At 70.2% G+C, this 14,176-nt stretch carries 11 protein-coding genes; 8 read left to right on the top strand and 3 right to left on the bottom strand.

Features of this window, described 5'->3' with window-relative positions; all coding sequences use genetic code 11:
• Positions 1-4 precede the first annotated feature (4 nt).
• The 4 genes from AQJ91_RS09325 to AQJ91_RS09310 all read left to right on the top strand — a co-directional run bounded on the left by AQJ91_RS09325 (position 5) and on the right by AQJ91_RS09310 (position 3,889).
• Positions 5-910: an LLM class flavin-dependent oxidoreductase gene (locus AQJ91_RS09325; protein ID WP_067018356.1), complete on the top strand. Its 906-nt coding sequence runs from the start codon at positions 5-7 to the stop codon at positions 908-910.
• The gene (locus AQJ91_RS09320) at positions 907-2,232 is read left to right on the top strand and encodes an FAD-binding oxidoreductase (protein ID WP_067018354.1); all 1,326 of its coding nucleotides are present in this window, start codon (positions 907-909) and stop codon (positions 2,230-2,232) included. Before AQJ91_RS09325 ends, AQJ91_RS09320 begins: the two co-directional genes overlap by 4 nt.
• A gap of 91 nt (positions 2,233-2,323) precedes the next feature.
• Positions 2,324-2,974 carry an FMN-dependent NADH-azoreductase gene (locus AQJ91_RS09315; protein WP_067018352.1) on the top strand — a complete coding sequence of 217 codons (651 nt, stop codon included), beginning with the start codon at positions 2,324-2,326 and terminating at the stop codon, positions 2,972-2,974.
• A gap of 390 nt (positions 2,975-3,364) precedes the next feature.
• Positions 3,365-3,889 (top strand): cupin domain-containing protein, encoded by a 525-nt coding sequence (locus tag AQJ91_RS09310; protein WP_067018350.1) that lies wholly within the window; start codon positions 3,365-3,367, stop codon positions 3,887-3,889.
• Positions 3,890-4,319: 430 nt separating this feature from the next.
• Here the strand turns inward: AQJ91_RS09310 and AQJ91_RS09305 are convergent, their stop codons facing one another.
• On the bottom strand, positions 4,320-4,676 hold the full coding sequence (locus AQJ91_RS09305; RefSeq protein ID WP_407696832.1) for an acyltransferase family protein: 357 nt from the start codon (positions 4,674-4,676) through the stop codon (positions 4,320-4,322).
• 364 nt (positions 4,677-5,040) lie between these two features.
• Here AQJ91_RS09305 and AQJ91_RS09300 point away from each other — a divergent pair, with 364 nt between their 5' ends.
• The gene (locus AQJ91_RS09300; RefSeq protein WP_067018755.1) at positions 5,041-6,099 is read left to right on the top strand and encodes an alpha/beta hydrolase; all 1,059 of its coding nucleotides are present in this window, start codon (positions 5,041-5,043) and stop codon (positions 6,097-6,099) included.
• A gap of 234 nt (positions 6,100-6,333) precedes the next feature.
• Entirely contained in the window at positions 6,334-9,162 is a 2,829-nt protein-coding gene (locus AQJ91_RS09295; RefSeq protein ID WP_234381960.1) for a helix-turn-helix transcriptional regulator, read from the top strand.
• Positions 9,163-9,454: 292 nt separating this feature from the next.
• Here the strand turns inward: AQJ91_RS09295 and AQJ91_RS09290 are convergent, their stop codons facing one another.
• Both AQJ91_RS09290 and AQJ91_RS09285 read right to left on the bottom strand, forming a co-directional pair.
• The gene (locus AQJ91_RS09290) at positions 9,455-9,916 is read right to left on the bottom strand and encodes a hypothetical protein (protein ID WP_234381954.1); all 462 of its coding nucleotides are present in this window, start codon (positions 9,914-9,916) and stop codon (positions 9,455-9,457) included.
• A gap of 28 nt (positions 9,917-9,944) precedes the next feature.
• Positions 9,945-10,397 (bottom strand): NUDIX domain-containing protein, encoded by a 453-nt coding sequence (locus AQJ91_RS09285; protein WP_067018750.1) that lies wholly within the window; start codon positions 10,395-10,397, stop codon positions 9,945-9,947.
• Positions 10,398-10,667: 270 nt separating this feature from the next.
• On the opposite strand from AQJ91_RS09285, the gene AQJ91_RS09280 reads away from it, so the two are divergent.
• Together AQJ91_RS09280 and AQJ91_RS09275 are read left to right on the top strand one after the other, a co-directional pair.
• On the top strand, positions 10,668-13,310 hold the full coding sequence (locus tag AQJ91_RS09280) for an AAA family ATPase (RefSeq protein ID WP_067018344.1): 2,643 nt from the start codon (positions 10,668-10,670) through the stop codon (positions 13,308-13,310).
• Positions 13,311-13,495: 185 nt separating this feature from the next.
• On the top strand, positions 13,496-14,152 hold the full coding sequence (locus AQJ91_RS09275; RefSeq protein WP_159054514.1) for a hypothetical protein: 657 nt from the start codon (positions 13,496-13,498) through the stop codon (positions 14,150-14,152).
• The last annotated feature ends 24 nt before the right edge of the window (positions 14,153-14,176 follow it).

The following is a 14,176-nucleotide window of genomic DNA, read 5'->3' as shown; positions in this document are numbered from 1 at the left end:
ACTCATGACCGACTACGGACGCCAGCTCTCCTTCGGAGTGAGCCTCGACCCCACCGCCGGGGCATGGGCGCAGACCCGGCGCCTCGCGCGCACGGCGGAGGACTCGGGCCTGGACCACCTCGCCGTCCAGGACCACCCGTACCAGCCCGGACACCTCGACGCCTGGACCCTGATCACACATCTGTCGGCGGTCACCGACCGCATCTCCTTCCTCACCGATGTCGCCGACCTGCAGCTGCGCCCGCCGGTGATGCTCGCCAAGGCCGCCGCGTCGCTGAGCGTGCTCACCGACGGACGGATCCAGCTCGGGGTCGGCGGGGGCGGCATCCCCGACGCCATCGCCTCGATGGGCGGGCCGGCGCGACGCGGCCAGGACATGGTGGCGTTCACCGAGGAGTCCCTGGGACTCCTGCGCACGGCCCTGGCCGGAGGCGTCGTACAGCTGCACAGCCCGTACCACGCTGTCGACGGCTACCGTGCCGGACCGCTGCCCCCCAAGCCCGTCGAGCTCTGGCTCGGCGCCCAGAAGCCCAGGATGCTCGCCGTCACCGGCCGGTCGGCCGACGGCTGGATCGCTCCGCTGAACATCTACCTCCCGCCGCGGGAGGTGCCCTCGCGTCAGCGGATCATCGACGAGGCGGCCACCGACGCGGGCCGCGACCCGAGCACACTGCGGCGCGTCTACAACGTGATCGGCGTGATCGGCGACCACGGACACGGGAGCGGTCCCGGGCTCGTCGGCGATGGGCGGCGGTGGGTGGACACCCTTACCGAGTGGACCGTCGAACTCGGCTTCGACACCTTCGTCTTCTGGCCCGCCACCGACCCCGAGCAACAGCTCGCGCTCTTCGCCGACGAGGTCGTGCCCGCGGTGCGCGAGCGCGTCGACACCCTGCGGAGCGGGCGATGAACGCCACCCTCTCGAACGCCACCCTCTCCACCGTGCCGGCCGAACTCGCGGGCAAGGTGGTCACGCCCGACGACCGCCGCTACCGGCCGCTGCGCTCCACCTACACCACCGTCGGCCGCCCGGCCGCCGTGGTCCTGCCCGAGTCCGCGGGCGATGTCGCGGCAGCGCTGCGGCTCGCGCGGGAGACGGGGCTTCGGGTGGCCGTCCGCAGCGGCGGACACGGCCTGTCCGGCAGCGGCACCAACGACGGCGGGCTCGTCATCGACCTGAGCGCGCTGCACCGCATCGACGTCCTCGACCGCGGCTCCCGACTGGTCCGCGTCGAGGCGGGCGCCCGCTGGGCCCAGGTCGCCCAGGCGCTCGCCCCGCACGGGCTCGCCATCAGCTCGGGCGACCACGGCAACGTCGGCGTCGGCGGCATCGCCACCGGGGGCGGCGTCGGCTGGCTCGTACGCCGGTACGGGCTCACCATCGACCACATCCGCGCCGTCGAGGTCGTCCTGCCCGACGGAACGGCCGTACGCGCCGATGCCGAGACCGATCCCGACCTGCTGTGGGTGATGCGCGGGGCCGGCGCGGGTGCCGGGATCGCGGTGGCCTTCGAGATCGAGGCCATGGAGCTTCGTGACGTCGGCCACACACAGCTCGTCGCCGCAGTGGACCCGGCCGGTCAGACGCTGCGCCGCTGGGCCGACGTCATGGCGCAGGCGCCGCGCGAGCTGTCGACGGCGGTGATGCTGTCCTCGCAGGGCACCACCACCGCCGCGTTCATCACCGCCGTCGTGGCCTCGGACAGCCCCTCCGTCATCCGCGACGCCCTCGAACCGCTCCTCGGCATCGGCGACGTGAGGGCCCAGCAGACCCACATCGTCCCCTACACCGAGCTGGTCCCACCGCACCATCTGCACACCAACTCCGGCCAGATGCCCGCCAGCACGACCAACGGACTGCTCACCGACATGACCCCGGACGCCGCCCGCGCCCTGGTCACCGCAGCCGCCGCCCCCGACCCGGTCCTGATCCAGCTGCGCTCACTCGGCGGCGCGACCCACGCCCCGGCCCCCTCGGCCACCGCGTTCGCCCACCGCCACCAGAACACCCTCGTCGTCGCCACGGCGTTCCCACCGGACGCCCCCGCCACACTGGCCGCCGCCTGGCGCCCCCTCGCCCCGCACACCGACGGCGCCTACGTGAACTTCGAGAGCGCCCCCGACGAGGCGACGTTCACCCGCGCCTACCCCGGACCGACCCGCACCCGCGTCACCGACCTGTGGAAGCGCTACGACCCCGACGGCGTCCTACGCCCGGGGCCACCGGCCTGACCGCCGGCCCCATTCACCTCACCGACCACGGGCCCGCGGCACCCGCCGCGAGCACCCGACCTTTCATCTCACCCCTTACTGGAGATACTTCATGGCCACGTTGCTGCACATCGACTCCTCCGTGTTCCCGGGCGGCGCCTCCGCCTCCCGCGCCGTGACGGAGACCTTCCGCAAGACCTGGGAAGAGCAGCACCCGGAAGGCACGGTGATCTACCGCGACCTCTCCGCCAACCCGGTGCCGCACATCACCGCCGACGCCCACACCGCCGGGTTCGCCGATCCGGACGCCCACACGCCCGGGCAGGCCGCCGCCTTCGCCGACCGCCTGGAGCTGATCGAGGAACTGGAGCGTGCGGACACGGTGCTGATCGGCGCGCCGATGTACAACTACACGATCCCCTCGACCCTCAAGGCATGGCTGGACAACGTGATCCTCTTCGGCCGCACCTCGGGCGAGAACCCCTCCGCCAAGGGCACCCCGGTCACCGTCGTCGCCAGCCGCGGCGGCTCCTACGCGCCCGGCACCCCCAAGGAGCCCTACGAGTACGTGCAGAACTACCTGACGGCGACCCTCAACGGCATGCTCGCCCTCGACCTCGACTTCATCGTCCCGGAACTCACCATGGCCCCCCACGTCCCGGCCATGGCCGAACTGGTGCCGCTCTTCGAAACCTCCCGCGACCGCGCCTTCCAAGACGCGGCCACCAAGGCCAAGGCCCTCGCCGAACGCCTCGCCGCGTAAACACGAGAACGCCGCGTGCGTCCCTGCTAGGACATCGCACGGCGTACTGGATTCGCACAACAGCGTCACGGGAATGAAGGTCGTCTTCGATGCCGACACCACCAGTCCCCACCGTCGTCCACGAAGTGACGCAGACCGTGGGCCCCTCGACGTGCTGGTCAATAACGCCGGTTATGGCGTGGAGGGCCTCCCCATTGCTGGAGCTGTCTGTGCGTCGTCCAGTGCCTGCGCGGCGCACTGCCCGATGGAAACCGGGGCCACGTCAATCATGGGCCGGCGTACGGGAGCGGCTCCGTCTACGAACCGCGGTAGATCTCAACTCCGGTGCCGAAAGCTGGGGACACCTGGATGCGGTCAAGCATCATCAGAACCATCAACAGGAGGAATGACATGACCTTCAACGTATCGATCCCGGACAAGAATGACCCGCGCTGGACTCAGCGAGACGGTATTTTCGTGCGACGCGGCGAGGGCATCACCAAGTGGCTCACCGGTGATACGACTACCGTGAAGATCTCAGCCGCACAGACGGAGGGCCGACTTGGCGTGCTCGAGACCTCCGTCCCGCCCGGTGGGGGAGCCGTGGCACACTCGCACGGAAGGGAGGACGAAGCTTTCTATATCCTCACGGGTGACTTCGAGTTCATCAACGGGGATGAAGTCCTCGCCGCCGGTCCCGGCGACTTCATCTGGATTCCCCGCGGAAATCGACATGGATTCAAGAACGTGGGGGCGCTTCCCGCCACTCTGCTCACGTTCCTTTTCCCGGGCGGCCACGAGCAGTTCTGGATCGACAACGGGGAAGACCCGGTACCCGGAGAGCAGGCACCGAAGTGGGGGCCGGAGGAGTTCGCGCCGCTCGTCGAGGAGCTCGCACGACACCACGTGACCCTGCTCCCGGACGACCCCAAGTAGCCATGCGCTCAGTGTGGCTTCCGTCGGCCGCGGCACTGCCCAGCGTCATGAAGGCCTGAGCAGCGCGTGAGGCGCAAGGGCCCATGGCCGACAACGCGGACGTGGCTCTCTCCCGTGCGGCAACTGGGAACTGATCCGGACAGCCGGATCGCGGTGGCCGCCGGCATCCTCACGGTGCTGGCGGCCGCAGCCGAGACCAGGGCGGCGATGCCGGTGGCGGCCTGGACCGTCGCGCCGACCATCTGGCCGGTATCAGGGCTGTCCAGCAGCCAGACCAGCGGTGTCGACACGACGCCGGGCCGCCGCAGCCACCATGACCGTGATCTTCCAACTTGGCGACACGCTCACCCCTCCTCGTCCATCCCCGACAGCTCATCAGCCCACAGCGTCGCGTGGGGCCTTCACTGATAGTAAGAACTGATACCCGCGGCTATGTCGCGAGCGGGAGGATGCGCACCGCGCGGCGGGCGTAGAAGCGCCGCAGCGACAGCGATCCGGTGCGGCCGGTCTCCCGGAGCAGGCCGGAAGTGATGAGGAATCCGGAGATGACGAAGAACACGTCGACCCCGACGTAGCCACCGGCGACGTACGGAATCCCGGCGTGCGCGAGCACGACGAGCGTGATGGCCAGTCCGCGCAGCCCCTGGATGTCGCGCCGGACGAAAGGCTTCGACGAGGGGGCGGGACGGGATGCGCTCACATCGCGCCCGCGCGGTGATGGCTCCTTGGCCTGCCGGCCAGGCTCCCTGTCCCCCAGGGGGCGGGAGGCCGTGGAATTGTGCGTCATGCCCTTGAGCTGTCCGACGAGCCGGGGGAGTTCTTGTGATCCGGAACACAGGGGATTCGAGTCGGCGGCGCAGGGCGGAACCTGACGGTGCGTCCAGACAGGGAGGAACACGGGTGCATCGGCGACCCCCCGCCGAAAGGTTTCACGCACTGCCCGGTTCACCAGCTGGCCCCAGTCACATGCCCGACCAGCAGGCCGCGGTCCACGGTCATGTGACTGATGCGCTCGGAGCTGCACCCGGGTTCCCATTGCAGTTGATCCCTCGCCTGCGCCGGTGCCCGGCCGCGCCTCCACAGCTGCGCGGCGCAGGCGTACCTGGTGTTGGGCTGCCGTGCACGACGCCACCGCCATCAAGGAGTACGTGATGTCCGACCTTTCCGCCACCCCCGAGGAACCTGTGCTCGAACCGGTGGCCCACGCGTTCGCGGAGGCCACCGCAGAGCCGCCGTACCTCACGGAACTGGGGCCGGTGGAAGGCCGCAAGGCCCTGCAGAGGGTGCAGACGACGGGAACGGTGGAAGCGGTACGGGCGGCCGAGGCGGCACCCCTCGAGCACAGCGCGTCCGGTGGTCGGGAAGGACGCACGGGACAGGCCGGCATGCCTGGAGTCGACGAAAAGTGGATCGCGGTCTCAGGCGGACCGAACGGCAGTGTCGCGGTGCGCATCGTCCGCCCCAAGGGGGCCGTCGGCGCGCTGCCCGCCATCCTGTACCTCCACGGCCCGGGCTGGGTCTTCGGCAGCGCGCTCACTCATGACCGGCTGGTGCAGGAACTGGCGGTAGGTGCACGAGCGGCCGCGGTCTTCCCCGAATACACGCTCTCGCCGGAGGTCCGTCACCCCGTCGCGCTGGAGGAGTGCTACGCCGTGGCCCAGTGGGCGGCACACCGAGGAGCCGACCACGGCATCGATCCCACACGGCTAGCCGTCGCAGGGGACTCCGCGGGCGGCAACCTGAGCGCGGCCCTGACGCTGCTGGCCAAGGAGCGGGGGGACGTCAGCTTCGTCCAGCAGGTGTTGTTCTACCCGATCACCGATGCGAACTTCGATACCGACTCGTACCGCCGTTTCGCGGACGGCTACTTCCTGCGGCGGGAAGCGATGCGGTGGTTCTGGGACCAGTACGCGCCCGATGAGTCGCAGCGCAGGCAGATCACCGCAAGCCCGCTTCGAGCGACCGAGGAGCAGCTCGCCGGACTGCCGCCGGCGCTCGTCATCACCGCGGAGGCGGACGTCGTACGGGACGAGGGTGAGGCATACGCGGCCAAACTGCGTGCGGCAGGAGTGGCAGTCACCGCCACGCGGTACGAGGGCGTCATCCACGATTTCGTCGTGCTCGCCCCGCTGTCGTCGACGTCTGCCGCACGCGGGGCGATCGCCCAGGCTGTCTTCGCTCTGCGACAGGCACTGGGCACCGCCGGCTGACTCACCACCGCAGCGCACCACCGCGCGTGACTGACCTACCCAACTGCCCCTCGATTCGTCCCAGTTGTCCGGCTCATCATAATTAGACACGACACTCTGTCCAACATAATGTCGTGCATACTGTGTGAGGCCCGCGGTCGTTTGCGGTCGCGCACAGAGTCCTGCTCGAACCGAAGGCAGACTCCGACGCACCCACGACCAGGGCAAGCCTTGGAGAGCAGATGGGGAGTGGTTGTGATCGGTGGTGGTGGCTCAGTCACGTACGGCGCGACGGGCGCGCTGATCGGCCGGGACGGCGACCTCCGCCGCATCCGTGAGCTGCTCGGCATCAGGGCCGGCGGCGGGTCGCTGCTGCTGGCCGGCGACGCCGGGGTGGGGAAGACGGCAGTACTGGATGCGCTCGCGGGGGCCGCGGACGAGGAAGGCGTCCGGGTCCTGCGCGCCGCCGGTGTTGAGTTCGAGGCGGACTGCAGCTACTCCTGCCTCAACCAGATCTTCTTCCCATTCCTGGACACCCTTGACGATCTCGACGTGCCCTTCCGTGACGCCCTCCGGGTGGCGCTCGGCTTCGACAGCGGCGGGCCGCCGGAGCGGCTCGTCGTATCCAATGCCGTTCTGCGACTGCTCCAAACGGTTGCCGCCGGAGGTCCGCTTCTGATCGTCATCGACGACCTGCCCTGGGTCGACCGGGCGAGCACCGCCGTGCTGGGCTTCGTCGCCCGGCGGGTGACCGGCGTCGGGGTGAGCTTCCTCGCCGCAGCACGCTCCGGAGATCAGAGCCTCTACGAGGGCGGCGCACTGCCCACGTACGAGCTGCCGCCGCTCGACGAGGGGTCGGCGGCTCAGCTGATCGGCAGCCGGTTCCCCGACCTTGCGCGCAGCATGCGCCAACGACTCCTGGCCGTGGCGGGCGGAAACCCCCTGGCTCTCATGGAACTGCCGACAGCGCTGCAGCCGGCGCCGGCCGACCCACCCGCCGTGCTACCACTCGGCCGACGCCTGGAGACGCTGTTCGGCTCCCGTGTGACCGGACTGCCCGGAGCGTCCAGGCGCCTGCTGCTGCTCGCGGCGCTCGAAGGCACCGGCGACCTCGGCGTGCTGCAGGCCGCCTCCCGGCAGGCGCACGACGGATACACCCTGGATGATCTCGCGCCCGCCGAGCGCGAGCAGCTGGTGCACATCGAACAGGGGACACGGCGGCTGAGGTTCCGCCACCCGCTCATCCGCTCCGCCGTGGTGGGCAACTCCACCAGCAGCGAGCAGCGCGCGGTGCACGGGGCGCTGGCCCAGGTCCTCGTCGACCAGCCCGAGCGCCGCGCCTGGCACCTGGGCGAGGCCATCCTGGAGCCCGACGAGGAGGTTGCCGCCCTGCTGGAGCAAGCGGCACACCTCACCCTGCGCCGCGGTGACGCCGCCGGCGGAATGCGGACGCTGATCCGGTCCGCATCCCTCACCCCTCAGGGCCCGGACCGCAGCCGCCGCCTCGCGGAAGCGGCCTACCTCGGCGCCGAGTCCACCGGCGCCCTCGCCAATGCGCGCAAACTCCTGGACGACGCCAGGCACGCCGCCCCAGAGCTCCAGGGCTCCCTGCACTCCGCCACAGCAGCGGCGCTGCTCGTCCTCAACAGCGACGGCGACGTCGACACCGCACACCGGCTGCTCGTCGATGCACTCGAGTCCACGGCCGACACCCATGGATACGACGCCGGCGACAAGGCGCTCGTCGACGCGCTCCACATGCTCGCGCTGGTCTGTTTCTTCGGCGCCCGGAACGAGCTCTGGCAGCCCTACTACCGGACCCTGGAACAGCTGCGGCCAAATCCGCCGCTCTTCCTGTCCGCACTGGGCAGGACGTTCTCCGACCCGGCACGCACCGGCGCGGCCGCCTCCGGGGAACTCGACCTGCTCATCGCGAGCCTGCCCAGGGAGATCGACCCCCTCCAGATCAACCGCACAGGAACGGCGGCCCTGTATCTCGACCGGCTCGGCGAAGTCCGCGAAGCGGCGTGGCGTGTGGTGCGGACGGGGCGCGACGGCGGCCCAGCACGACGGCACCTGTCCGCACTGATCCACCTATGCCTGGACGACTACCTCACCGGAAGGTGGGACGAGGCACTGGACCTCGCCGACGAGGCACTCCCGGTGTGCGAGGACCACGGATACAGCGCCTTCGCCTGGTACTTCCTGTACATCAAGTCCATCGTCCTGGGCGCCCGCGGGGACGCGGACAAGAGCCTTGCGACGGCCGACCGCGTCATCAACTGGGCCTCACCCCGCGGATTGCATACCGCCGCACACTATGCGCACCATGCGGCCGCGGTGGCGGCCCTGGGACGCGGCGACTTCTCGCTGGCCTACGATCACGCCAGCGCGGTCAGCCCGGCCGGAACCCTCGCCTCGCACGCCCCGCACGCCCTGTGGGTGGCGATGGACCTGGTGGAGGCCGCCGTCCGGATCAACAGGCACCAGGACGCGGCCGATCACGCACGTGCAATGCGTGAAGCGCGCACGGCCGCCCTTTCCTCCCGACACGCCATGCTGATGAACGCGTCGACCGCCCTGTGCAGTACCGACGACGAGGAGGCACTGCGGCTGTTCGCACGGGCGTTGGCGACTCCCGGCGCCGAGCGATGGCGCTTCGACTTCGCACGGGTACAGCTCGCCCACGGGGAGCGTTTGCGGCGGACCAGGGCAACTGCCGACTCCCGGAAACCGCTCGGCGCCGCGCTGCTGACGTTCGAACACCTGGGAGCCCAGCCGTGGGTCGAACGCGCGGAGCAGGAGCTGCGAGCCGCGGGCTGGAACAGGCGAAGTCCCCGTGAGCCGAAAGCGCACACGCTCCTCACGCCCCAGGAGTGGGAGATCGCCCGACTGGCGGCCTCCGGCCTGACCAACAAGCAGATAGCCGAGCGCCTGTTCCTCTCCCACCGGACCGTGGGCGCGCATCTGTACCAGGTCTATCCGAAGCTGGGCATCACGTCGCGTGCCATGCTGCGCGACGCGCTCGACTCCGGGGCCACCGGCCGCCGCACTGGCGCTGTCGGCGATGGTCCGGATGCCTGAAGCCCTGCTGCACGCCGGACCTCCTCGCCGGTCTGAGCTTAGGTCCGGCCTTCACGCCCACGCAGCGCGTCGTTCGACACTGCTGTACCGGTGAACTCGCCCTGACCCAGCGCGAAGGCTGGCGTCGTTTCGTGGCCGCAGCACCGGTCCCTGTCGGCGAACAGAGAGGGGAATTCGACCGGGGCCGCCTCGCTTATCACGGCCAACTACCCATGTGAGTGCCCCGCCTCCGTGAACCCTAGCCGTTTCCGGCCACTTTCCGTCGGTGAACGGGGCACAGCCCCCAGGCTGCTCAGTTTGACAGTCTGATCCGCCGGGCGGCTTCCGCCGTGACCTCCTCGGGGGTGTACGCACGCAGCAGGACATCGAGCGATCGGTCCAGCCGTGCCCGGCGATCGGACCGGTCACGGGCGAGAGCCTGTGCAACGGCCTCGTTCAGGAAGTGCTCCGGAGTATTACCAGCCGCGGCGGCCTGTGCACGGAACCGTTCCCATACGTCGTCAGCCATCGGGATGCTCATGAGGTACTTGCCGTCGGGCCCGGGGAAGACGCTGCACAGCACGTCAATGGGCAGCGCGTGCTGCAGCCGCCGCCAGATCTTCCTTATGGCCCGGTGCTCGTTCTTCGCGGACACGAGCACGGCGAGGCGTGTGCGGTCCCCGGAGGCCGCCAGGGGCAGGCGGCCTTCCTCTCGCGCGGCTCTCAACTCGATGGCGCCGACCGCGCGGGTCAACGTGATCTCAACGGCATGCATGGGCACTTGGTCCCTCCTGTCTTGCGGCTCATTCAAGGGAGATCACCCCGTCGGGCAGCCATCCCTCCCAGTAGCCGTCGATGAGGTCGAGCAGGGCTTCCGGTTCCACGCGCGCGCCGCCGTGCCGCAGTTCGGCTGTCGTCCACCACCGCACATCCGGTGCCAGCAGGAGGCGTACGCCGCAGGGCCAGGCCCTTACTGCGGGGGCCACCAGGACGAAGTACTCCTCGTGCCGACGCTGATCGAAGGCGGGGAGGCGTCCGGTGACAGCGGCGATCCGCAGTGCGGGCAGCCGCAGTTCATGCCTGAGGCAGCGTGCCGCGGCGCGGTAGAAGGATTCGCCCGGCTGCATCGGATGCGCGGGAACGCTCCAGGTGACCGGGGGCACGGTGCGGTTGCGCACCAGCAGGAAACGCCGTGCGGCAGGGTCGATAACGACGGGGCGGAGGTGCGCGGCGGGCGCGCGGCCTGGGCTTGTCACATCGGCCACTCTGCCCGCATGTGATTGGAATAGCATCTCGATGTGTGCCACATGGGTGGCCCAGGGCAAGATCCGGCGTGTGTCATCCAGTGAACTTGATGCAATGTGCGTGCGGCAGCGCCCGCGCATCAAGTTCACTGGATGACGCAGGCAGGACTGGCCGGACCCAGCGGCGGCGGTCCGGGCTCGTGGGCGGTGTGAACGCGTACGAGCCGGCTCGGCACCGCTGGGCCCGGCCAGGTGCGGACGATCGGGGAGGGGAGGAGCGCGGTGTGGCCCGACCGGCTGGCCGTGGGAGACCGGGTCCGGTTCGACGGGCAGGAGTGCACGGTGACCGGCGTGTGCGGCGGGCGTGTGGCGCTGCTGGACGGCCTCGGCGCCACCGAACACCTCGACGTGGTCACGCTGCTGGCCGCGGAGGACTTCGCGTTCGTTGGACGCAGCACCGAGCCCGACCGGCAGGAGGCTCAGCCCCTGCCGGAGGCAGTGCTGGAGAAGGCGCGCTGGTGGCGCCGGCACGTCACCGAGGTGCTGGGCGGGGTGCCCTATGGTGCGCCGCCTGGCACGAGGCCGCGCTCTGCCTACGATCCGGCCCGCTTCTCCCTGGCCGAGCGGGAGGAGGCCAAGGCCAGGGAACTGGCCGAGCAGGGGATACGCGGGGCGTCGGCGCGGACGGTGCGGCGTAAACGGCAGCGCTATCAGCAGCACGGGCTGGCCGGTCTCACCGACGGCCGGGCCGGGCCCCGCACACCCGGCCACGACCCGGTGCACCCCCGAGTGGAGGCGGTCGTGCGGGATCTGCTCGCCAGTCAGCTGCGGGGGCAGCACCTGAGAACCGAGCAGTTGCACGATCAGGTGCTGACTCAGCTTGCCGTGCCCATCGCCTCGGGCGAGGTGCCCCGGCCCTCCCGGGCTGCCGTCCGGCGCCAGGCCGCCCGGTTGCTCGCCAATGCGGCAAGGGGCCGGGTCGGCCAGCCGACCGCTGTGGCTGTGGGCGAGCGCGTTCATCTGGACGTGGTCGAACTGCCCCTGCCCGCCAGTGGGGAGGGCAGGGACGAACACCTGCGGCTGCTGGTCGCCCTCGACGAGGCGACCAGGCTCGTTACGACCGCCGTGGTCCACACCGGGCACCGGCCGCCGCTGCACACGACGCTGCTCGCCCGGATGTGCGCCCCGCCAGGGGGGTGGACCCACGGGGACGCCCTCCTGTCGGTCCCCCCTTGCGGCGCACTGCGGCGCGAGGCGCCCTCACTGACGGTCCGCCCGCACACCCTTGTGATCGACGGCGCGAACGCGCCCGGATTGCGCGTGCTGCGCGAGGCCTGCGCCCATCTGGGGATCCATCTGCACTACGCGCAACGCCTGCGGCCGGTGGACCGTCAGGGCGTGGAGCGCACGCTTCGGCGCTTCGTGTCGCTTTTCACCGACCATCTGCTCTCCGCTGCCGGGCGGGCCGCACACGAAGCCGGATGGCCGCCCGAGATGGTGCAGGACCTGCTCGATGCGTGGGTGGCCCACCTCTGGCCGGACACTCCCGTACCGACCGCGCCCGCGGGCGGAGCGCACACCCCGCGAACCCGCCATGAGACGCTGACCGCCTCGGCGGGGTGGACTCCGATCCCCGTCCCTTCCTCACGGCTCACGGCGTTTCTGCCCACAGCCCGGCGCGCGGTCGGATCCTCGGGGCTGCGGCTCGGCGGGCGCCTCTACGACTCCCCCGCCCTCGATCCCCTGCGCCACGCGAAGGCGCCAGGAGGCCGCCGCCGCACGTTCGAGGTGCGGTGGGACCCCTACGACATCAGGAGTGTGTGGCTGCGCGCCGCAGACGACGAATGGATCACAGCTCACGCCGTGCCTCCCGCCGACTGGTCCGCCGCTCAACGCACCCTGCGTCACGCACCACTTGAGAGCACCGAGGTCTACGCCGGCACCGGGCAGGGTCAAGGTGGGGCAGCCGCCACCGGCCCGGCTGCACAGCACGCCGTCACCGCCGGCGGGCAGTCGTTGCAGGACTGGAGGAAGGCCTTCTTCTCGCCCCCAGCCCCGGACGACGGCACCCGCACGCTGCCCGAGGATCTCCGCGTGGCCTACCACGCCCAGCTCCCCCTGCGCGTGCCTGGTGTCTCGTCCGCCGTGCGGCGGATCGAGGACGTACTGGCCGTCAACAGCCATGCGTCAGGCGCCCGTTACGGGGTGCTGTTGGTAGGCCAGTCCGGTACCGGCAAGACCACGGCCCTGTGGGACGCGGCCCGCCGCTGCGCCACCCAGGATCCGGACGACGGGAGTGTTCCGATGGTCTACGTCCGGCTCGCTCCGGCCACCTCACCGCGTCTGCTCCTGGCCGAGCTGGTCCGCTGCCTCGGCGTCCCGTTGCGCGGCTCGTCCACGACCGCCGACCTGGTGGTCCGGGTCAGCGAGGCGATGGAGACGGCCCGGACCCGACTGGTCCTCATCGACGAGGTCCACAACCTGCGCAGTCCGAGTCGGTTCGGCACAGCCGTCGCCGATGTCCTGGACTACTTGTGCGACCGTGTTCCGGCGACCTTCGCGTTCGCCGGAATCGGTGCCCCCCATGCTCTCGCCGCCGAGGTGACGCATGCTGCACAGCGCCGACTGGTGTCTGTCCACCTGTCTGCGCTGCCGCTGGGCGCGGACTGGGAGCAGGTTGTCTGCGAAGCCGAGGCTGCACTGCGCCTGCACGCGCACGAACCGGGCAGTCTCACCGCCCAGGCCGACCTGCTCCACCAGCGCACCGGCGGCAACGTGGGCCAGCTGGCTTTCCTGCTGCGCGCCGCAGCCGTCCGAGCCGTTCGCGAGGGCACGGAACAGCTCACGGCCACGCTGCTGTCCGAGTTGCCCCTCCCCGGCCAGGCAGGCGGAGCCGAGTGCAGCCAGCCAGTGCGGGCTTTCTGAGCAACAAAGACCCGGATAAGAGACCCGTTGCAGCCCCCGAAATTCCCCATCCGGCCGCACACGCCATCGCGCAGCGAACATGCGGGCGAGAAAAAGCCACGATAAAAGGCCCGTAGCCGATAAGACAGCCACCTGGTCACCCAAAAGCCAGACAGCCAGTCTCCGACGGCCCTACCGTGGTGCGCATGACGTACCAGGAGACTTTCCCGAGTCCCCCGGCAGAGTCCGGGGACGAAGCGGAGCATGTGGTCCGTCAGTACGACGCACGGATCGAAGCCTCCAAAGCCGCCATCGAAAGACACACAGAGGCTGCCGAAAAACACAGAGCAGCCGCGGGTAAGGAAACCGAGAAGTGCGAGCTACTGATCGCCGACCGCGAGGAGGCCCTGAGCCTGGTGGGGGTGGGATCGCGCCTGCGAGCCATGCAGGAACGCGCCATGAAGCACGGCATCCTCACCAGCATGCAGACCTCGCCTCCGGTCACGCTGCACATCGTCCCGGACCCGCGCGAGGGGGAAACCTCCATGCCGGACTCGGAACCACCCGCTTCCGGCGAGCCCACGCCCCCACCGCCGGCGGCTGAGGGACAGTCAGTGCCCGAGATCATCATCCGAAGCCGGAAGCGGCAGCAGGTCCTCAACGTCATCGCCTCCCGCCCCGACCTCCCGTGGGGCAGTGAGGACATCGCCAAAGTCCTCGGCATTCCAAGAAACCCCAAGGACCGTAAGAGCCTGCGCAACTGCCTGCAGGCCCTCACTGTTGCCGGCGCCCTGGAACGCGTCACCCGCGAGGACGACCCGCACGTCTATTACCGCCCGCGCATGAACTGGAAATTCGCCTGACCCGTACCACCGACAACACAATGA

This window comes from Streptomyces dysideae, assembly GCF_001514305.1.
GTDB lineage: Bacteria > Actinomycetota > Actinomycetes > Streptomycetales > Streptomycetaceae > Streptomyces > Streptomyces dysideae.
The sequence above is the reverse complement of the archived record's forward strand: the minus strand, read 5'-3'. Positions and strand labels throughout refer to the sequence as shown.